The organism is Polaribacter sp. Asnod1-A03 (genome assembly GCF_045063585.1).
Classification (GTDB): Bacteria; Bacteroidota; Bacteroidia; order Flavobacteriales; family Flavobacteriaceae; genus Polaribacter.
The window spans coordinates 264402-287047 of record NZ_JBEFOE010000009.1 but is presented as its reverse complement, the minus strand read 5'-3'; the positions used below and the strand labels follow the sequence as shown (position 1 = coordinate 287047).

The 22646-nt window shown below is 31.1% G+C and carries 11 protein-coding genes; 2 read left to right on the top strand and 9 right to left on the bottom strand.

Translation table 11 applies throughout. The features are described 5' to 3' along the window. Positions 1 to 10 precede the first annotated feature (10 nt). From lgt to ACJJVY_RS01610, 6 genes are all read right to left on the bottom strand, one after another. The gene (gene lgt / locus ACJJVY_RS01635) at positions 11 to 847 is read right to left on the bottom strand and encodes a prolipoprotein diacylglyceryl transferase (RefSeq protein ID WP_405604473.1); all 837 of its coding nucleotides are present in this window, start codon (positions 845 to 847) and stop codon (positions 11 to 13) included. Positions 848 to 969: 122 nt separating this feature from the next. Further along, on the bottom strand, positions 970 to 1203 hold the full coding sequence (gene yidD, locus ACJJVY_RS01630) for a membrane protein insertion efficiency factor YidD (RefSeq protein WP_405604471.1): 234 nt from the start codon (positions 1201 to 1203) through the stop codon (positions 970 to 972). Between the two features lies 1 nt (position 1204). Continuing rightward, positions 1205 to 2683 carry a cysteine--tRNA ligase gene (cysS, locus tag ACJJVY_RS01625; protein WP_405604469.1) on the bottom strand — a complete coding sequence of 493 codons (1479 nt, stop codon included), beginning with the start codon at positions 2681 to 2683 and terminating at the stop codon, positions 1205 to 1207. Positions 2684 to 2785: 102 nt separating this feature from the next. Beyond that, a complete protein-coding gene (locus ACJJVY_RS01620) occupies positions 2786 to 4240 on the bottom strand; it encodes a hypothetical protein (protein WP_405604467.1) in 1455 nt (484 codons plus the stop codon). Continuing rightward, positions 4221 to 4793 carry a hypothetical protein gene (locus tag ACJJVY_RS01615; protein ID WP_405604465.1) on the bottom strand — a complete coding sequence of 191 codons (573 nt, stop codon included), beginning with the start codon at positions 4791 to 4793 and terminating at the stop codon, positions 4221 to 4223. The genes ACJJVY_RS01620 and ACJJVY_RS01615 overlap by 20 nt, the downstream gene beginning before the upstream one ends. Next, positions 4777 to 5334 carry an RNA polymerase sigma factor gene (locus ACJJVY_RS01610; RefSeq protein ID WP_405604463.1) on the bottom strand — a complete coding sequence of 186 codons (558 nt, stop codon included), beginning with the start codon at positions 5332 to 5334 and terminating at the stop codon, positions 4777 to 4779. Before ACJJVY_RS01610 ends, ACJJVY_RS01615 begins: the two co-directional genes overlap by 17 nt. 155 nt (positions 5335 to 5489) lie before the next feature. On the opposite strand from ACJJVY_RS01610, the gene ACJJVY_RS01605 reads away from it, so the two are divergent. After that, the gene (locus ACJJVY_RS01605; RefSeq protein WP_405611540.1) at positions 5490 to 6641 is read left to right on the top strand and encodes an MFS transporter; all 1152 of its coding nucleotides are present in this window, start codon (positions 5490 to 5492) and stop codon (positions 6639 to 6641) included. 106 nt (positions 6642 to 6747) lie between these two features. On the opposite strand, the gene ACJJVY_RS01600 is transcribed toward ACJJVY_RS01605, so the two are convergent. From ACJJVY_RS01600 to ACJJVY_RS01590, 3 genes are all read right to left on the bottom strand, one after another. After that, a complete protein-coding gene (locus tag ACJJVY_RS01600) occupies positions 6748 to 7629 on the bottom strand; it encodes an NAD(P)-dependent oxidoreductase (protein WP_405604460.1) in 882 nt (293 codons plus the stop codon). A gap of 182 nt (positions 7630 to 7811) precedes the next feature. Next, entirely contained in the window at positions 7812 to 9908 is a 2097-nt protein-coding gene (gene recG, locus ACJJVY_RS01595) for an ATP-dependent DNA helicase RecG (RefSeq protein ID WP_405604458.1), read from the bottom strand. Positions 9909 to 10044: 136 nt separating this feature from the next. Further along, positions 10045 to 20841: a LamG-like jellyroll fold domain-containing protein gene (locus tag ACJJVY_RS01590; protein WP_405604456.1), complete on the bottom strand. Its 10797-nt coding sequence runs from the start codon at positions 20839 to 20841 to the stop codon at positions 10045 to 10047. 543 nt (positions 20842 to 21384) lie between these two features. Between ACJJVY_RS01590 and ACJJVY_RS01585 the strand changes: the two genes are divergently transcribed. Continuing rightward, complete coding sequence (locus tag ACJJVY_RS01585; RefSeq protein WP_405604454.1) at positions 21385 to 22596, top strand: RsmB/NOP family class I SAM-dependent RNA methyltransferase; 1212 nt, start codon at positions 21385 to 21387, stop codon at positions 22594 to 22596. The last annotated feature ends 50 nt before the right edge of the window (positions 22597 to 22646 follow it).

Sequence of the window (22646 nt, the reverse complement as noted above, 5' to 3'; positions counted from 1 at the left end):
TAACAAATTTTTAACTTTCCATGAATTTATTTTGGTTTCTAATCATTAGCCAGACACCTATTATAACTAGAGGAATACTTAAAACTTGTCCTGTATTTAAAGAGTTAAAAACCCAATCTTCACGTCCATCTACTTGTGCTTCTTTTAAAAACTCTATAAAGAAACGTAAAGACCAAAGAACTACCATAAACAAACCGAAAAGAAAACCAGTATGTTCTTTTTTATCTGTTTTCCAAAATAAATACCACATTACAAAAAACAAAACTAAATAACTAAATGCTTCATATAGTTGTGTTGGATGTCTTGGAGCAGTTTCTCCTGCTGCTTTAAATATAACTCCAAAATTAGAACCAGTTTCTTTACCGTATATTTCTGAATTGAAAAAATTACCGAAACGGATAAAAAAACCTGCTAAAGCTACCATAATAGCTAATCTATCTAAAATAAACAACCAAGGTTTTTGTAAATGTTTTTTAGCATAAAAATACATTGCTATTGGTATTGCAATTGCAGCACCATGACTTGCAAACCCTGTAAAACCTGTAAACTTCCAAGAACCATTTATTTGTTTAAATGGTAAAATAATTTCTAATAAATGATCTTGATAATAATCCCAACTATAAAAGAAAACATCCCCTAAACGCATACCAACTAACATAGAAACAAATACATACATAAAAAGAGTATCTAATTTTTCTGCAGGAATTTTATCTTCTATATAAATTTTTTTCATGAGTCTTAAACCCAATAAAAATGCAGCTACAAACATTAAACTGTACCAACGTACAACAAAAAAACCTAGATCTAGACCTATTGATGGATTCCACTCTATTGCTAAAAAACTCATATTTTTAAAATTCTATGTTTGGCCTGAGCATAGTCGAGACCTCTATTAATATATTATAAAAAACCTCTCAAAACTTTTATCAAAATACATTTTAATACTAGTAATGTTAGAGACAACAATTATTATTCTTTTTTATCCGGAACAGGATCATAACCACTTCCTCCCCAGGGATGACAACTAAATATTCTTTTTAATGCCATCCATCCTCCAGTAAAAAAACCATGTTTTTGCAAAGCTTCAATTGTATAATGAGAACAGGTTGGACTGTATCTACAACTGGCCGGTGTAAATGGTGATATGGCTACTTGGTAAAACCTTACCAAGAAAATAAATGGATATGATAGTATTTTTTTCAAACTAATTTATTGAAAAACTTGTTCCTTCTTTACCGTCTTTTAATTGAATACCTAACTCAACTAATTCATCTCTAATTTGATCTGACAAAGCCCAATCTTTGTTTTCTCTGGCTTCTTTTCTTAATTTGATTAGCAACTCTACGACTCCATTTATCTTTTCCGAATTGTCTTGAGAATTTTCACTCATCAACCCTAAAACATCAAAAACAAATGCATTTATAGTTGCTGTAAATGTTGCTAAATCATCCGCAGTTAAACTTGCTTTATTTTCTTTAATTTGATTGATCACTTTTACAGCTTCAAACAAATGAGATACTAAAATTGGTGTATTAAAGTCATCATTCATGGCTGCGTAGCAATCTTTTTTCCAAGAATCAACATTAAAAGTAGATGTTTTTTTAGCTTCTATTTTATCTAAAAAAGTAACGGCTTCCATTAATTTAGCGTGTCCTTTTTCCGAAGCTTCTAAAGCTTCACCAGAAAAATCTAAAATACTTCTGTAATTTGCTTGCATGTTAAAAAAACGAACAACACTTGCAGAAAATGCTTTTGGTAAAATATCGTTTTCTCCTGATAAAATTTCATTCGGAAGAATAAAATTACCCGTAGATTTAGACATTCTTTGGCTATTTAATAAAAGCATATTTGTGTGCATCCAATAATTAACAGGAGTTACACCACTACATGTTTGAGATTGTGCAATTTCGCATTCGTGATGTGGGAATTTTAAATCCATTCCGCCACCGTGAATGTCAAAATTTTCTCCTAAATACTTTGTACTCATCACAGAACACTCTAAATGCCAACCAGGAAAACCATCTGACCAAGGAGAAGGCCAACGCATAATATGTTTTTCATCAGCTTTTTTCCAAAGTGCAAAATCTTGCGGATTTTTCTTGTCTGATTGTCCGTCTAAAGTTCTTGTATTATTTAATAGATCTTCTACTTTTCTACCAGATAAAATTCCGTAATTTTCTTTTTTATTGTATTCGTGTACATCAAAATACACAGAACCATTTACCTCATACGCAAATCCTTTTTCTATGATTTCTTTAATCATTTCTATTTGCTCTACAATATGCCCTGTTGCAGTTGGCTCTATACTTGGTGGTAAAAAGTTGTAATTTTTTAAAACATCATGAAAATCTACAGTATAACGTTGTACAACTTCCATAGGTTCTATTTGTTCTAAACGTGCTTTTACAGCAATTTTATCTTCACCTTCATCTGCATCATTTTCTAAATGACCCGCATCTGTTATGTTACGTACATAACGTACTTTATAACCTAAGTGTAATAAATATCTATACACAACATCAAAAAACATAAAGGTTCTTACGTTACCTAAATGGGCGTTGCTATATACGGTTGGTCCGCAGACATACATGCCTACGTATCCTTCTGTTATCGATTTAAAATCCTCTTTTTTCTTGGTTAAAGAGTTGTATACTTTAAGCTGATTTTCTTTGTACAGTTCCATTAAAAAAATTGACTATTTACAAGGGATAAAGATAGACACTTTATAAAGAATAGCGAAATGGAATTTGTTAGAAGTTTGGTAAATTTAAAAGTAGTTTTTTAGCTATAAAATTTCTCTTTTTACGGTTAGCTTACTATTTTCTCCTTTAATATTAAAAGTGCTATTATCATAGGTATTTATAGAGCCATTAAATATTAATATTTTTTTATTCTTTTCGGCTTTATCAGAAACTATAATATTATCTGCCTTTATTTTTAAATTACTATTTGCTGCGGATAAATTTAATTCTGCTTCAGCATTATTTAGATTCAAAGTAAAAGTTTGATAATTAGGTATAATATTTAATATTTTTAATTCGCCAAACTTATTAATAACCTTAACGTTCTCATTTATATTAGTAACTTTTAATCCTGATGAATTATTAACCAATTCTGAATTTGTAATTGATGCTATTTTAGCATCAATTACATTGTTTAAAAATAAAGTACAACCGTTTAAATCATTAATTGTTACTTTAGAGAAGTCGATATTTAACCTTCCTCCTGTTAAGTTATCAACATTAAAAGAACCATATTTTACATTACCAGAAGCTACTATTTTTGGCAGTTTTACTTTAGAATGACGTGTATTTAAATTGAAAATTGCATTCTTAGGCACTTTAATTTCTAAGCGTTTTTTTATGTTTATTTTTTTTCCGTTTATAATTACGTCATCTGAGTTAGAATTAAAATCCATTCTCATTTCCATAATCTGTTTTTTGGCCTCTGCTAAACTCCTCTTAATTTCCTCTTTGTCTATTTTTTGAAATTCTATTTTTGCTTTTTCTAATTGCTTTTTAATTTGTTCTTTATCTATTTTTTTAATCTGAATTTTTGCTCTTTCTAAACCTTCTTTCATTTTAATTTTTGATAATTCCAATTGCTTTTGCATTTTTTCTTTATCAAAAGACATTTTTTCTTTAAGCTCTTTGTACTTTTTTGTTTTCTTAAAAGCTTCCCATTCTTCTTTAGATTTTATAGAAATATTTTCACCATCATGATTCCATTCAAAAGAAAAATCATCATCTTCATACATATTTTTTTCAATTTCATCAAAATCGAAGTCGAAATCAAAATCAAAGTCGAAGTCAAAATCAAAGTCAAAATTTATATTAGGAATTACAATAGAATCAAAATCGGGCAGTTGAATATCTGGCATTTCAAAATCTATATTTTCATGAATAATAAAATCATTTCTTAAATGGGTAGAATGATTTCCTAAAGAAGTAATTTTTACTTTTGCTTTATTTCCTAAAGCTTCGAAATTCCAGTTTTTAAAATATTTTTCTGCTTCTTCCTTAGACAAGCCTTCAACTTCAATAAAAGCTTCTATTTGCACTTCATTTTTATCCCAATTTGTAACATTAATTTCTGTATTAGAAGCGTTAATTACTACTTCTACATCTTTGTTTACAGTAAAGTTTTCTAAATACTTTTTATCAAACTTTTGTGAAAATGTGTTGGTTATAAGACCAATAGCAAAAAGCATGATTGCTTTTTTATATAACTTGTGTTTCATTTTGTTTTGTGTTTAAATTTTTAAGTTGTTTTAGTTGCTTTTTCAAGCGTTGTAACAGCTGTAAGCGTAATTGTAAATTACCAATTAATGCATCTATTGTAGTATCATTAACCCCATTTGTATTGAGCTCTTTGGTTAACGATTTGTATTCTTGTGTTAATTCTGCTATTTTTAGTAAATAACCATCAACAATATCTTTATTTTCTTCCGATAAGTCTAACTGACTAATTTCTAAATTAATACTGTTGGTATAATAACTTTCTATGGTGTTAAATTCTGGTGAAATACTACCTAAACTTATTTCTTTTTGTACAGGTTTACTTTCTATTTTAATAGGAGTTTCTATATTTTTAGAAGGATAAAACTTAACTGCCAAACTAATTAATAATACAACTGAAGCTGCAATAGACAGCCATTTGTAATTTTTCTTTTTTTGTTTTGGTTGATGCATTTCTTGTTGTAACAATGCTTCAAACTTATTGATATGATTTGTAGATAACTCTACACCTTCTTCTTTATAATCTTTTACTAAATCTCTAATATCCTTCTGCATAACTCGTATTTTTTAATTCTTCTTTCAATAAATTTTTTCCTCTTAACAAATGTGTTCTAGAGGTGTTTTCTGTAATTTGTAATACTTCTGCAATTTCTTGATGATCAAAACCTTCTAACAAATACAACGTTAAAACCAATCTGTATTTTTCTTTTAAGTTATTAATTGTATTTACAATTTCATCAACAGAAATGATACTTTCTACATGCCAATCACTTTCTTCTACTTTACCAATTACCTCTTCATTTATGCTAACTAATTCTAGCTTATTTTTCTTTAATTGATCGATACTTTGGTTGATAACAATCCGCTTTAACCAAGCACCAAAAGCAACTTCGTTTTTATAATTTTTAATATTCTTAAACGCTTTTATAAATGCATCTTGCATTACATCTTCTGCCAAAAACCGATCTTTTACATATCTATAAGCCACTAAAAACATAGCTTTACAATACAAATTATACAACTGCATTTGCGATTTCTGACAGTTATTCTTGCATTGATCAATGATTGGTTGATGTATTTGTTTGGTTGATTTCATTGAAACTTTCTTACACTAAAGACGATACATTTTTGGCAATGTTGCAAAATTTAAAATATTTATTGATTTTAAATAAATCTTCACAATTAGATATTACTCAGAAACAATACAAACAGTACTTTTGTACAACCTAAAAGGTAATTAAAAAATTTATGATTAAGAAAAATTTATTATCATTAGCATTAGGAACATTTGCTATAGGAATGACAGAATTTACAATGATGGGTATTTTACCCGACATTGCAAAAGACTTAAATATTGATATTCCTTCTGCAGGTCATTTAATCTCTTTATATGCATTAGGTGTTGTTATAGGTTCTCCTATTTTAGTGCTATTTACAGCAAAATACTCACCAAGAAAAGTATTAATTTTTCTGATGTTATTATTTGCTGTTTTTAATGGTTTATTTGCTATTTCTCCTGTATATATTGTCTTGCTAATTTCCAGATTTATGGCTGGTTTGCCTCACGGAGCATTTTTTGGTGTAGGTTCTGTAGTTGCAGCAAGTTTTGCAGAAGATGGTAAAAAAGCACAAGCAATTGCCATTATGGTTACTGGTATGACGGTTGCTAACCTTATTGGAGTACCTTTAGGCACTTACGTTGGTCATCATTTTTCTTGGAGATATACATACCTACTAATAAGTCTTTTTGGTTTATTATCAATGCTTTCTATCTACTTCTGGATTCCTAAAATGCAACCGCTTACAGAAGTTAGTAAAAAAAGTCAATTGGCTTATTTTAAAACTAAAAAAGCTTGGATAATTATTACTATGATTTCTATAGGAACTGGTGGTTTATTTGCATGGTTAAGTTATATAGCTCCTTTAATGACAGAAATCACAAAAGTTAGTGAAGACGGAATTCCGTTTATAATGGTTTTAGTTGGTTTAGGTATGATTATAGGAAATTTACTAGGTGGTAAATTAGCAGACATAATTACTCCTCAAAAAACAGTAATTGTTTGTTTTATATTTATGTTAGTTTGTTTGATAATAATTTATTTTACAGCTCACATACCTTTTATGAGTTATTTAATGGCTTTTACTACCGGTATTGCTGGTTTTAGTTGTTCTTCTCCTATACAAATGCTTCTAATAGATTCTGCTAAAGGATCAGAAAGTATGGCAGCAGCAGGAGGTCAATCTAGTTTTAATTTAGGTAACACAATGGGTGCATTTTTTGGAGGATTACCAATTACTTATGGTTTTGCCTACAACTCTCCTCTACTAATAGGAGTTGCAATGGTAACAATTGGTATTTGCTTTTCTTTTTATTATTTAATTTTACTTAAAAAGACAAATTAATAATTACTTTAAAAAAAGTATAAAATAAAAAAACACAAGCACTTTAAAAGTACTTGTGTTTTTATAATATTAATTTTTAGTCTTTCTAAAAACTAAAAAAATATAATTATTTTTTTAACTCTGTAAAATAATCATAAATTTCTGGCACATTACCTTGTCCCATACCTGCATCTAAAGCTGTCTGTAAATTACCAGAAGTAGCTTTTGCAATATCAGAAACTGTACCTAAATCATCCATCATTTGTACAAAATATCCTAAATCTTTATTTGCATTTGCAATAGAAAAACCTAAATCACTTACGTTATCTACAGCGTAATGCTTACAAAATTTCATAAATGGAGAATTTGATGGACCTGATGACATGATATCAAAAAGTTGTTGACCATCTACACCTGCTAATTTAGCGGCAGCAAAAGCCTGAGACATTGCTACAACAGTAGTCATTCCCATAAAATTATTAATCAACTTAGTTGTATGTCCTGCTCCTAAAGCACCTAAATGAAATACATTTTCTCCTTGTTCATCTAAAACTGGCTTTACTTTTTCAAAAGTTTCTTTATCACCAGCTGCCATAATATTTAATAAACCATCTTTTGCATGAGCAGGAGTACGTCCTAAAGGAGCGTCAATCATACCAGCACCTTTTTCTGCAAGATCTTTACCAATTTTTTTAGTTGATGCAGGTATCGAAGTTCCAAAATCAATTAAAACAGCACCTTCTTTTATACCTGCTAAAATACCTTCTTCTCCATAAACGATCTTTTCTACAACTGCAGAAGTAGTTAAGCAAAACATTACGATATCACTTTTTTCTGCTAATTCTTTTGGTGAAGCTGCTTCTGTAGCATTACCACGAGCAATAACAGTTGCAACTGCATCTTTATTAAGATCCATTACTGTTAATTCATAACCTCTTTTTTGTAGGTTTTCAACCATATTTGCTCCCATAAGGCCAAGACCGATAAATCCGATAGTAGGTTTTTTCATTTTTTAACTTATTTTAATTTTTTATTATTCTTACAAAGATATACATCTATTAGTTAAAATACAGTGATACATGCAAAAAAACAGAATTCTAAGAATTTAAATAGAGAGATTTAACATAATTCTTACATAGAGTTATGAATCTATTCAATAAAAATATTGCCGTAAAATCTTAAAATTAATTTTTAACTGATATTAGACCAAATTTTAGAATCTTTAGACAATGCTAAATAAGCTTTTTTAATCACTACGTTTTCTGGTTTGGATAAATTGCCATCTTCTTGCAAAACATCAATTGCAGTATTTCTGGCTGCTACTAAAATTTTAGAATCTTTTACAACATCAGCTATTTTTAAATTTAAAACTCCACTTTGCTGTGTACCCATTAAATTTCCTGGTCCTCGTAATTTTAAATCTACCTCAGCAATTTTAAATCCATCCGTAGTATCAACCATAGTTTTTAAACGTGTTTTTCCTTCTTCAGATAATTTATAACTAGAGAGTAAAATACAATAACTTTGGTCTGCTCCTCGCCCAACGCGTCCTCTTAATTGATGCAATTGTGATAAACCAAATCGTTCTGAACTTTCTATAATCATTACACTGGCATTTGGTACATTTACCCCTACTTCTATTACGGTTGTGGCAACCATAATTTGAGTTTCGCCTTTTACAAAACGCTGCATTTCGTATTCTTTATCCGCAGGTTTCATTTGCCCGTGTACTATACTGATTTGATATTTTGGTGAAGGAAATTCGCGCGAAACACTCTCATAACCATCCATTAAATCTTTATAATCCATGGCTTCAGATTCTTGAATTAAAGGATATACAATATATACTTGTCTTCCTTTATCAATTTCATCTTTCATAAATTTAAAAACTGACAAACGATTACTATCAAAGCGATGCACCGTTTTTACTTCTTTTCTTCCAGGTGGTAACTCATCAATTACAGAAATATCTAAATCTCCATAAACAGACATTGCCAAAGTTCTAGGTATAGGGGTTGCGGTCATTACCAAAATATGTGGTGGTAAAGTATTTTTAGACCATAATTTAGCTCTTTGTGCAACTCCAAACCTGTGTTGCTCATCAATAATAGCAATACCAAGATTACTAAACTGTACTTTATCCTCTAACAAAGCGTGTGTACCTATTAAAACATGTAAGGTTCCGTCTTCTAAATTAGCATGAATTTCTCTTCGTTTTTTCGTTTTTACAGAACCTGTTAGTAAATCAACATTTATATTCATGTCTTTTACCATTTCTGATATTGCGTGATAATGTTGCGTTGCTAAAATTTCTGTTGGCGCCATTATTGTTGCTTGGAAACCGTTGTCTATTGCTAGAAGCATGGTTAGTAATGCTACAATAGTTTTACCAGAACCTACATCTCCTTGCAACAAACGATTCATATGCTCACCAGAAGCTACATCTTTTCTAATCTCTTTTAATACTCTTTTTTGAGCATTTGTTAAATCAAAAGGCAAATGATTACGGTAAAAATCATTAAAGTAATCGGATACGTTTTCAAAAACAAAGCCTTTAATTTTTGTTTTATTGATGAGTTTCTTTCTTAATAATTGCAGTTGAATAAAAAATAATTCTTCAAATTTTAAACGATTTTGTGCTTTTGCTAAATTTTCTTGACTTTTAGGGAAATGTGCATTTAATAAAGATTGTCGTTTAGACATCAATTTAAAATTATCAATAATTTCTTGTGATAAACTTTCTTCTATAACCTCAAAAAACTGTTGTAATAAATTCTGAACATATCCACGCATCAATTTATTAGAAACACCAGAATTTAGTAATTTTTCTGTAGATGGATAGACAGGTTGCATTTTAGTTTGCAACTTCTTCTTGTAGTCTTTTACCAATTCCATTTCTGGGTGCGGAATGCTAAAATTACCATTGTAATGGTTTAATTTACCATAAACCACATAAGGTTCGTTAATTTTTAAAGAATCTTTAATCCATTTCTGGCCTTTAAACCAAACTAATTCCATTGTTCCTGTAGGGTCTTGGAACGTTGCTACCAACCTACTTCCTCTTTTTTGAGCTACGGACTTTACCCGTGTAACTTTACCTACAATTTGTACTTCTGATGTATTAGCTTGTAAATCTTTAATGGCGTAAAAAGCAGTTTTATCTATATACCGAAAAGGAAAAAAATTTAATAAATCGTTACAAGTTTTTATACCCAATTCTGTATACATAAGCGCTGCTCTTTGTACACTAATTCCTTTAATATATGTTATTGGGTAATTTAAATTCAACTTTAAAAAAATATTTCTATAACGAAAATACAGAAATCTCTATTAAAATTTATAAATTTTAATTTTAAGGCATAAAAAAAAGCCTATTAATTTTATAATAAAATTAATAGGCTTTTAAATTTTTTCGCTTTTTAAATTATTCTATTACTATTTTTCTAGAGACTTTTCCTTTTTCCGTTTCTATATTAACAATATAAACAGTGTTTGATAAGTTACTTGTTCTTAATCTAATTTCTTTATTTTCTTGCTCTAGATCTGACCACTGATCTACTTTTTGACCTAAAAGATTAAATAACTTTATACTTTTAAGTTCTAAGTTACTTGTATTATTTATCACTATTTCTTTACTATCATTATCTAAAAACACAGATACGTTACTACCTAAAATTGAATCATCTACACCTAAACTACTTTCAACTTCTTTAAATCCAAGAACAAAACGATCTGTATATTCTCCTGCTTCTAAAGTTAAAGTAATTAAAGACTCTTTAATATTATATGATGTACTTGTTAATTTATCTGTTATAAATACATCATTAGGTACATTTTGTAATTCATCAATCATTAAGTTAATTTCTCCTGAATGATCCATTACAATTGTTAGAGGAACTTCTAAATCTGCTGAAATTTCTTGCACACCTGCAATTATATATTTTGCTTCATCTGTAGAAAATTTCCAATAAATATCTGTAACTCCTTCGTCAAAAATTTCTGTATCATAGCCTTTATCAAACTCAAATGAATTTTTAGAACTAAAGGAAATCCCTATCTGGCGATGTAATTGTAAATCTTCATCATTTTTGAAATCAAAACCTAATTTAATAATTGGCAATAAATTTACAGTTGTTTTGGCTTCACTTTTAGTATTTGTTTCTGCCGATTTAAAGAATACAGAAACACCATCACCTTCTTCTATATATGCTCTTTGGCTATTATTAAATTCAATAGTTCCACCATCAGAATCACCAACAACCATAAACCCTTGTCCTATTGCAATGTAAGGACCTGGTGTTTGATATTCTCCATCACCTATACCAGCAATCCCTTGATAATCTTCAGAGGTACCTACTGCTGATAAAGTCATAGGAGAAGTTATTACTGCATATCCACCAACATATCCACTATAAGTATGCCCATCAATTGTTCCTGCTGTTTCTCCTATTGCACTTTCGTGATGTTCCCAGAAATATAGAGATCCAGTTAAAGATTCCTCATTATCCTCTATAAACTTACGAGCATTTAAAGCTGATGCAAACGGGTTACCTATTAAATATTCTTCATCTCCTCCAATTTCTTCAGGTGTAGTAAAGTTTCCATCATTTGGAGCCCCTAAAAAAGTATAATTCTGTGCTCTTCCTGGTCCTTTAAAAATAAATCCTTCTCCTCTTCCAATAACACCATCACTATATTTATGTGCCCAATTAGAACGCCCTTCTGCACTAGGTGCAAAGCTATACACCCAGTAATCTGCTAAAGATATAGGTGATGTTAATGTATCTCCATCATAACCGCCAATAAAATTAATTTCTTTTGCGACATCTGAACCGATAACACCACTAAAAGCAAGAGGTTCTGTACCATCTCTAAAAACAGATTCTAAAGAATAACTTGGTTCTGAACTTGTATTTGAAACAGGAGAACTCATATAATTGTATCGATATAAACTTGGTACTTCTGAGTTTTGATCTATCAATAATTTTCCATTTCCAGATATTTTACTTTCTAAAGTGTGTGTTTGTACTAATTGTGCTTTATTGGTGTCGTCTGAACTAATCAATCTGATTTCTCCATCTAGAACAATATCATTAGTAACTACCAATAAATTATCTGAAACCCCTAATTTACTGCCTGCATTAACAGTTAATTTTCTTGCACTGAATCTTAAATCTCCATTAAAATCTTCTTCTATTACTACAAAACGAGATCTATCTGGATAACCATTAGACCAAGATGTACCAGTTCTTCTAGTAATATCTATTCTATGTAACCCTAATAAAGTATTAGCTTCATTTTCTGAACTTTGTATTTCTGAAATTAATGGTGCTTCTGGATGCCTTTTTTCTGACGATGAATCCTCTTCATCTCCTATGATTGAATAAGTTTGAATTAAATCATCAATAAATACTACCCATTCATCTGGGTCATAATCTTTATTTGGCAATAGTGTTTCATCAATTCTTACATAAGAACTATTATTAGAAAATGACTCTACTATATCATATCTATTAGCATAAGATGTAGAGTCTATTGTTCTAGATAAAATAATGATATCATCTGCACCTTCTATATTTGTTAAGTCATCATTTTCTACGAAAACAGCATTTTCATTATAATTTGTTATCTCATTGTCTCCTCTTCCTATAATCACAGATTGCCCAACTTCTAATTCTTCTGCTATTGTATAACTTACATCTGGTTTTACATCTGTTTGATCTTCTGTTTTTGAATTGTATAATAGAATGTTAATTAGATTTCCAGGAATACTATAGTCTTCACTAATATTAGTAACTTCAATCCATCTTTCTGACCCATACTGATATACTTGTGTAATCATCGGTACACCGTCTAGTGTAGTATCTCTATAATCTACATCTCCAAAAGTTAATACATCTTCATCTTCATCATCAAAATTATCTATTTGAGTATCATCATACCCTCCATTTACATCTGTATATCCTTGATCTATATTATTTGTTTCTATTTCATCAACTAACCCATTAACACCTACATTACCAGTAACCATTCCATTACTATCAGAATCTAAGTTCTCACCTGATTCTTCTATGTCATACAAACCGTCACCATCAGAATCTGTATCCAAATAATCTGGCACTGTATCAGAACCTTCGGTTGCAGTTTCATCTGTATTAACAGGAGATAATCCTAAAGAACCTGTACCAAACTCATCTCCATCAGGTGTTGTATCATATGCATCATCTAAACCATCATTATCTGTATCAATACCAGTAGGAGCAATGTACCCCACAGTTGACTGCGCCTCTATATTATCTGGAATACCATCGTTATCGGAATCTAAATCTAAACTATCTGGAATACCATCTTCGTCTGTATCTCTACACGTAGTAGATGTTACACTTACATAATCTAAATCAACTCCTGCTCCAAGTGACCCAGTAGAAGGAGGTGTACCTATAAACTGTACTGTAGATTCTGTTGTAGTAGCTACAAAAGTATCAGAAAAATAATACCACTTTTTCGGACCAACAACCCCATTTATATTCCCCTCTGCTATTCCTGTTAAAGTTTCATTTAAAATAGCTGTATCTGAGGAGTCTAAAACATTAATATCTAAAGTAACATCTTGTCCTACTTCATGCCCTACATCTTCTCCCCAATAAAAAGAAATGGTATAACTGTTACCTGGAATGGTATTAATAGTTTGAGAAAGCACATTACTTACTCCACCTGTTTGATCGTTATTACCTATAACATCTATATATTGATTACCATGATAAGCACTTGCGTAAGTAACTTCATTCGACCAACTAGGTGATTGATCACCAATCCAACCATCTAAATTTTGAGTATAAGTCCAACCTGTTAATGTATTTGTATTATAATTTGTACCTATAAACGTACCTGAAGCATCTGTAAAACCACCTGGAAACTCTGTTTCATCCGAAAAGTCTTGCAATTCAAAACTACCATTAACAATTAACTCTCCACAACCTTCTTCTGTGTCTAAGATTCCATCATTATCATCGTCTATATCTATATTATCTGGAATACCATCTTGGTCTGTATCTAAAGCATCTCTGTAATCTAAATCACCAATTGTTGTTGCGTCATTGTCTTCATCTCCAAAAGAGTTTATCAAAGAATCAATATCACTAACCGTATTATTTGGTGATAAACCATCATTAACTGTAAAACCTTGTGTTTCTAAATCATCATTATCATCAAAAGCATCATCTAATCCATCTCCATCAGAATCATCCCCAGAAGCAGTATTTTCTGTATCTCCATTTTCTTCGATATCTAAAATTCCATCATTATCTGAGTCTGCATCTAAATAATCAGGAGTTCCATCAGAATCTGTATCAACAACATCTAAACCTAACGTAGTTCCGTTTTCATAATTATCATCTACTCCGTTATTATTTTCGTCGGTAATAATTACTCCAGAAGGAGGAATATACCCTATTGTAGGTTGCCCTTCTATATTATCTGGTATACCATCATCATCTGCATCAATATCTAAGAAGTTTAGGTTACCATCATTATCAAAATCCCCGTTAGGATAACTATTTGGCTCTCCATTAAAATCTGAATCAGCACCTGTAACAATTAATGCATTAGCTGTGTTATCTCCTGCAGTATCATCTCCTGCTGGTAACGAGTTTGTAGGATCTCCGTCTACATTATCGTTAAATCCGTCATTATCATCATCTACAAAATCATCGGCTTCTCCATCTCTATCTTCATCTGTTCCACCTGCTTCTATTGCATCTAAAATACCATCGTTATCTGAATCTAAATCTAATTGATTTAAGATTCCGTCTCCATCAAAATCTCCATTTGGATAGCTATCAGGAATACCATCATCATTATCATCATTACCTGTAACAAGTAAAGCATTGTCTATATTTTCAGAATCACCATCATTACCAACATCACCATCTACAACATCAATAAAACCATCTCCATCTATGTCATTAAAACCATCTCCATCATCACCAAAGTAAGAATCTACTCTACCATCTCCGTTAGTGTCTGTACCTCCTGCTTCTACAACATCAGGAATTCCATCATTATCAGAATCTAAATCGATATAATCTGGTATTCCATCTCCATCGGTATCTGGGTTAGTAATATTATTGCCTCCATTATTAGCATCATATAAATCATCTAAACCATCTTCATCTGTATCGTTTTCTAATATTCCGTAATTATCACCATCAATATCATCTACCAAACCATTACCGTCTGTATCTACTCCTCCTGCTTCTACTATGTCTGGTATACCATCATTATCCGCATCTAAATCTAAATAATTTGATATACCATCATTGTCTGAATCTATAGGAGCAATAACACCCAAGCCATCTGTACCTGCACTGCTAGGTACACCTTCTGTTGTAATTGTTGTACCTACATCTCCGTCTGCTTTTCCATCATTATCTGCATCTACACCACCAGCTTCTATTACATCTGGTATTCCATCATTATCTGAATCTAAATCTAGACTATTAATAATACCATCGTTGTCGTTATCTATAGATTCGCTAGTACATTGTAGTACACCAAAAACAATATTATCTACACCAAAGTCATTACCAGAAATTCCATTTGGCTGATCATTAATAATAACTACATCTATAGTAGATCTATCTGCAGTAAAGTTTAGCACAATTCTTCTCCAAATATCATCATTTGCCACCGCATTATCTCCTTCTAAATCACTAGATTCTATTACCTCTATAACATCTCCAGTAGTGCTATCTTGTATTTCTAATCTAAATTCGGGCACATCGCTACAATTATCACCTGTACATAAACCTGCTACATCTACCCTAAATCGATAATCTGCACCAACGGTTAAATCATTTAATGTTCGTCTGTAAAATGCAACATTATCAGCATCATTACCTAAATTAATAGACAAATATCTACCAGTATTACTACCTCCATCTGGACCAGAATCTTGGTCTATATTTGCGTCTAAATCATCATTAGTTTCTGTTCTATTCCAAATAGCTAAACCATCAGAAAGTGAAGAAACTACCGCGTAATAACCATCGGGTATGTCTCCTTGGCTATCGTATTTATGGTTTACAATATAAGGATTAGAACCTCTTGCTGTACCCGTACCAAAATCTTCACTTAATAGCTCTATAAATTCTATTTTATCTTCTATATTACAATTTCCGTTTTCTGCAACATCTAAAATACCATCATTGTCATCATCTAAATCAAAAGTATCTATAACACCATCATTATCTGTGTCTGTTGTATTACATGCTTCTGAATAATAACTACTAGTAACCGCCGATAAAGTACCTGTATAACCATCTACACCTTGCACAACTCCGTGTTCATCTACAGTTCCGTCTTTCTTCCCATCTCCGTTACTATCTGTAAAACGTGCTTCTATAACATCATTACAATCATCTCCATCAGAATCTAAATTTAAATAGTTTGGTACACCGATTGTGGTTTCTATAGGGGTTAAACCAATACCAGAACAATTGTTTGTAGAAGTGTCTACTTCTATACCATAAATTCTAAGAATATTACCATTATAATGAGCTATTCTTAAATACTGGGTTTCATTCTGAGTAGTAATTGTATAAGCTGTTTTTGTACTACCAGAAACACTAACGGTAGCTATTGCTAAACCATTTGTACCATTAGCATTAGAGTGATAAGTATCTATATTACTACTTCCTCCATTTGTATTAGATGCATAAATGGTTATGGTAGAATTTTCTGCAATTACTTGCCCTAGGTTTAAAACTAAGTTAGAAGTACCGCTACCAGACAAAGCATAACTAGTACCAGGATCTCCAACAGCGTTAGAAGGATTTGTAAAAGTAGACGCTGATGTTACTGATGTTGCATTAATTATTGTACCAGTAGATGAATCTGAACAACTAGCATCATAAATATCTGCTAAACCATCGTTATCTAAATCTGTTAAATCATCTACAATACCATTGTTATCTTCATCTAAACCACCGGCTTCTAACAAATCGTAAATACCATCGTTATCAGAATCTAAATCTAAATGGTTGGGTATGCCATCTCCATCAAAATCTTCATAAGTTTCATCTACATCTAAAATACCATCATTATCATCATCAATATCAATGCTATCTATAATACCATCTTTATCTGTGTCTGTATCATCACAATAAGCAATAGCACTATTGGTTACCTCATCAGTTGTACCTGTATAACCATCGCTATTTTGTACAACTCCGTTTGTATCTACTGTTCCGTTTCCGTCTATTTGGCCATCTCCATCTGCATCTGTAAAACCTGCTTCTATAACATCAAAACAAGCGTCTCCATCAGAATTTGTATTTAAAAAATCTGGTGTACCGCTTGTGGTTTCTGTTGGTGTTAATCCTACACCTGTACAACTACTACCTTCTCCTGTATCTACCTCGATACCAAAAATTTGAACATCATCCCAATATATATCTAATCTTATATATTGTGTATCATATTCAGTAGTTGTTGAATAACCACTTATTGGAGTTGAAGAGTTAACGGTAAAAGAATATAAATGCCCCGATCCACCTTGCCAATTTCCATTAACATCTGATTCAATTATATTAACAGTTTGATCACCTCCACTTATTCTACCCGCATATATCGTTATATTTGTACCCACTGGAATCACTTGTCCTAAATCAAATAATAAATGATCATCAGGATCACCACTGCTATCTCTAGTAGAAACAGCTGCTTGTGTATCTGACAAACCTGTTGCACCTGTAGCATTACTTGGGTTGGTAAAAGAACCTTGAGTTACCGTTGAATTGACTGCATTTATTACTCCGCCTGAACATAAATTATCTGATACTCCATCATTATTTGTATCTACATAATCATCTGCCTTACCATCATTATCATCATCTAAACCGCCAGCTTCTACAATATCATAAATACCATCGTTGTCTGAATCTAAATCTAAATGGTTTGGTACTCCATCTCCATCAAAATCACAACGGATAGCTTCTGTAGCAATGTCTTCTGCAGACCAAACTGCTAAAGCATATCTTGCAGCATCCATTAAACCTGAATAAAACCCAGTAACATCTGCTGCTGTTGCACCTCCAAGAGGACCTCCAAGACCACCATCATTAGAATGATTTCCAATAGACTCATATTCTGAGCTGTAATCTATACTCTCTGGAACTCCGTTTAGATATACTGTTAAAATACCCGCATTAAAAGTAACTGCTACATGCTGCCAAGTATCTGAAACAACTGCAGTAGGATGTGCTACATTCTTTTGAATAGTACCATTTCTTGTGCTATAAGTAAGTATATTATTATTTAACCATAAAGCAGAACCATTAGTACCACCACCTTCTTCGTAAATAATTCTATTACCATTTAAATTATCTGGCTTAATCCATGCAGAAAAACTTATTGCTAAATAGTCTAACTCCATAAAACCATTACCTTGACTATATATTATTTGATTAGAACTACCATCAAAACTTGCTGAATGAGTACCCTGTACAGCGTCTGTGGAAAAGCTTGGTGCATTACCACCTTGTGCATTTTTACCATTACCAGAAATATCATTGGTATTATTATCCAAAGACCAAAATGCATCTACTGTTGTGGCAAAACTATTTATTTCACAATTTTGCATTTCATCAGTATCTAAAATACCATCATTATCATCGTCTAAATCTGTACTATCTGGTATGCCATCATTATCTGTATCAATTGTTTCACTACAACTTTTTACAGAACTGTCTGTTACGCTTGAATTTGTACCTGTATAACCATCGCTTTCTTGTACAACTCCATCTTCATCTACAGTATCGTTTCCATCTATTTGTCCGTCTCCATCCGTATCTGTAAAACCTGCTTCTAAAACGTCATTACAACCATCATCATCTGCATCTAAGTCTAAATAATCTGGAACTCCATCTTCATCTGTATCTAGGCTTTCACATAATGCAACAACTACATCAGAAAAAATTATTCTTGAGGTACTTGGTGGAACCTCCCCATCTGGAGTTAAAGAAGCTTCTTCTATTGGTAGTGCTATTACTGTAAATTCTATAATTGGTACGGTACTACTTATGGTAATCCAAAAATCCTCATCATTATCTTCATTATTTTCATCTTCTTCTGAATAATATACACCATTACCGTCTGAACTTATTTTAATACTAGAACCTGTGTTAATAGTTAAATCTACATCATTTCCGTTAATATCTTTGGCAGAAAACTTAATTGGATCGAAATAAGTGGGATCCCTATCTACATCTTTTACAATAAATTGAGTAAGTATTACTTCTTCTGAAAAAGAGAATTTAAATTTTGCATTTTCTGTAGGGTCATCGTCATAAAAATCTTCCCAACCAATTCTGTATAAAAGACCATCTCCATCATCATAAACTCCAGAATCTTGCCCACCTGTAGTATTTACAGATCCACCATTATAGGTTGCGTTAAATGTTAGGTCTACAGAGGTTCCACTAAGGTTAGTTTCGGTAAAATTAAAACCATAAGTGTCTGAACTATTCCAACCAGTAGATGCCGCAGTAGTTGTATTACAATATCCTTCTTCGGTATCGTAAATACCATCATTATCATCATCCAGATCTATAGCGTCTTCTACCCCATCATTATCACTATCTATAAACTCATAACAAGCGGAGTTATCTGTACTATCTATTACCGCTGGTGTTGTACCTGAATAACCATCACCACTATTGCTAACTTGTACAACTCCATAACTATCATAACCTGTACCATCTATTTCTCCATCTGCATTTGCATCTGTAAAACCAGCTTCTGCAACATCGAAACAACCATCTCCATCAGAATCTCTATTTATATAATCTGGAATGCCGCTTGTAGTTTCTCTTGGTGTTAATAATGTACCTGAACAATCTGAGGTTGATGAACCACCTGAAGAACTTGTATCATAACTTATTCCATAAACAAGGACTCCTGAATTACTGAAGTCATCTATTAAAATATAATTATTTGTACTACTATCTGTTGTATATGAATATGCAGTTGGACCAGTTCCTGAAACAAAAATATTTGTATAATTTGACAAACTAGTACCATTAGAATCACTTTGTCTTATACCTACATTTCTGTTATAATTATTATAACTAGTAGTTAATCCCATATAAATTTTTAATGTTGTATTTGCTGGTATTGTTTCTGAAAAACCTAAATATAACTTACCATTACCACTTATAGATTGTGCATACGTAGTACCTGGTTCTCCAAGAGCATTTGTAGTATTTGAAAAATTTATGGACGTTTCTGAAACCGAAGTAGCATACCCTATAGAAACTGTATTTGTACAGCTATCATCATAAATATCTGCCAAACCGTCTCCATCTAAATCTGCGGAATCATCTACTAAACCATCTTTATCTGTATCTGAACCACCCGCTTCTACAATATCGTAAATACCATCGTTATCAGAATCTAAATCTAAATAATCTGGCACACCATCATTATCTGTGTCTCTAATACTACAATCTGAAGAATAAAAATCTGGATAACTAATATTTGCTACTCTTAAACTACTACTGCCACTTTTATTAAACCCCACTTTAATATGAGTCGCATTAGTTAATAGAGTATATTCATAATCTTCATAATCACTTGTATTTTCAGGTGTAAATTCAATTTGATTTGTAAAATTTGTTCCATCTAAAGACTCACTAACATACATTATACTGCTAGTATTCGTTATTCTTGCTAAAATATTAATTATGGTTCCTGCTTCTACAATAGCACTATTCTCTCTTAATTCTACAATTAAATAGTCATTACTATTATTAAATAATGCATGATTATTTTCATTACCATTAATTGCATAATCTTCATCTTCTACATTATTTTCATCTGTAATTTCATGTGCATTGTCTCCTGGTATTAAAATAGAATCACATTTACCTTCTATAGAATCTAAAATACCATCGTTATCAGAATCTAAGTCATTTTCATCATCTATGCCATCTCCATCTGAATCTGTAAAGTCTAAATTAGTATTAATAGAAATAGATTTATCTAAACCAAAAGTTACATTATAACTCTTTTTTGTTTGATACTCTATGTCTAATTGTTCTTCTTCGGTAAAAACATAAGGTCCTGGTAAAGCTTTTTTTACAACTTTATCTAAAGTAGTATTGCTAAAATTATCTGGTAATATCGTTTTTGCATTAACACTGTTTATTAGCAGTAAAAACAATAAGGGATAATGTAAATTAAGACAAAATATTCCCCCAAATAACTTTGTTCTTTTTACACATTTTTTCATCGTAAAAATTTAACAGCAATATTAATAAAATTCTACCATATTAACTTATTTTCAATAGTTTAACTAACAATATTAATGTTTTTACACATAACAAAATAAAACTATTATTTTATTATTAATAGAATAAAATAAACACTCATTTATTACATTTAACAAATTAAAAAGAAACAAAAACTAAGCTTAATGACAATTAGGACAATTTATAGTATGTTATTAAAATGTTAAATAAATCATAAAGTTAATTGTAATTTTTAGGTATATAGTTCTTTTTAATGTGAATTTTCCACTTATCCAATTTTAAATTCTAACAAAACAAACATCATTTTAGTTTCTAAAATAACAATCTTAAAACCTTTACTTTAGACATTCTATGCTAAATAAATAGACTAAATACCTCTAAAGAATATATAGTTTTAAGAAAACAATAATACTTTTTTATTTGACGTATATTTGCACTCCATTAGAATAAAAAAAATGAGATTACATAGAAACTTAACCTTTGCTGTAATAGACAGTATTAGAGATATTTTTAACGAAGGTATTTATGCTGATAAAGCTGTAGAAAAAGCCTTAAAAAGAGACAAACGTTGGGGCGCAAGAGACCGTAAATTTGTTGCAGAAACTATTTACGACATTGTACGTTGGAATCGTTTATACGCAGAAATTGCAGAAGTAAAAGTACCTTTTGATAGAGACAATATTTGGCGCTTATTTTCTGTTTGGTGTATTTTAAGAGGTATTCCGTTACCAGATTGGAATCAAATAGGAGATGTACCAGAAAGAAGGATTAAAGGACGATTTGCAGAATTGTCTAAAACAAGAAAATTTAGAGAATCGATACCAGATTGGATGGATGAAATTTGTGCTTCTGAATTGGGTGAAGAAGTTTGGACCAAAGAAATAGCTGCTTTAAACGAGCAAGCTAAAGTTATTTTAAGAACAAATACCTTAAATATTTCTAGAGAAATTCTTCAAAAGAAATTAAAAGCAGAAAATGTAATTACAGAATTTGTACCTAATCATCCAGATGCTTTAGTATTACCAGAAAGAGCCAATGTTTTTAAAACAGAAGCTTTTCATAATGGTTTTTTCGAAGTACAAGATGCTTCATCGCAATTAGTAGCTGCATATTTAGATGTACAACCAGGTATGAAAGTAATTGATACTTGTGCTGGTGCAGGTGGTAAAACACTGCATTTATCAGCATTAATGCAAAACAAAGGACAAATTATTGCTATGGATATTTACGAGAGTAAACTTCGTAAATTAAAAGTAAGAGCAAAAAGGAATAAAGCGCATAATATTGACTTGCGTGTAATCGATTCTACCAAACCAATTAAAAAATTACATGGTAAGGCAGATAGAGTTTTAATTGATGCACCTTGTTCTGGTTTAGGAGTAATCCGTAGAAATCCAGATTCTAAATGGAAGTTACAACCAGAATTTATAGACAATATTAAAAAAGTACAACAAGACGTTTTACAACAATATTCTAAAATGGTTAAACCAGGCGGAAAAATGGTATACGCAACTTGTTCTGTACTTCCATCAGAAAATCAAGATCAAGTTAATACTTTCTTAACATCAGAAGCCGGAAAAGACTTTACTTTTGTAAAAGATAAAAAAGTATTGGCTCATATATCTGGTTTCGATGGATTTTATATGGCTTTACTAGAAAAAAAATAATATTTTAAATTGCTGAAAAAGAAAGTATTTATTTTTAATTTAAACAATAT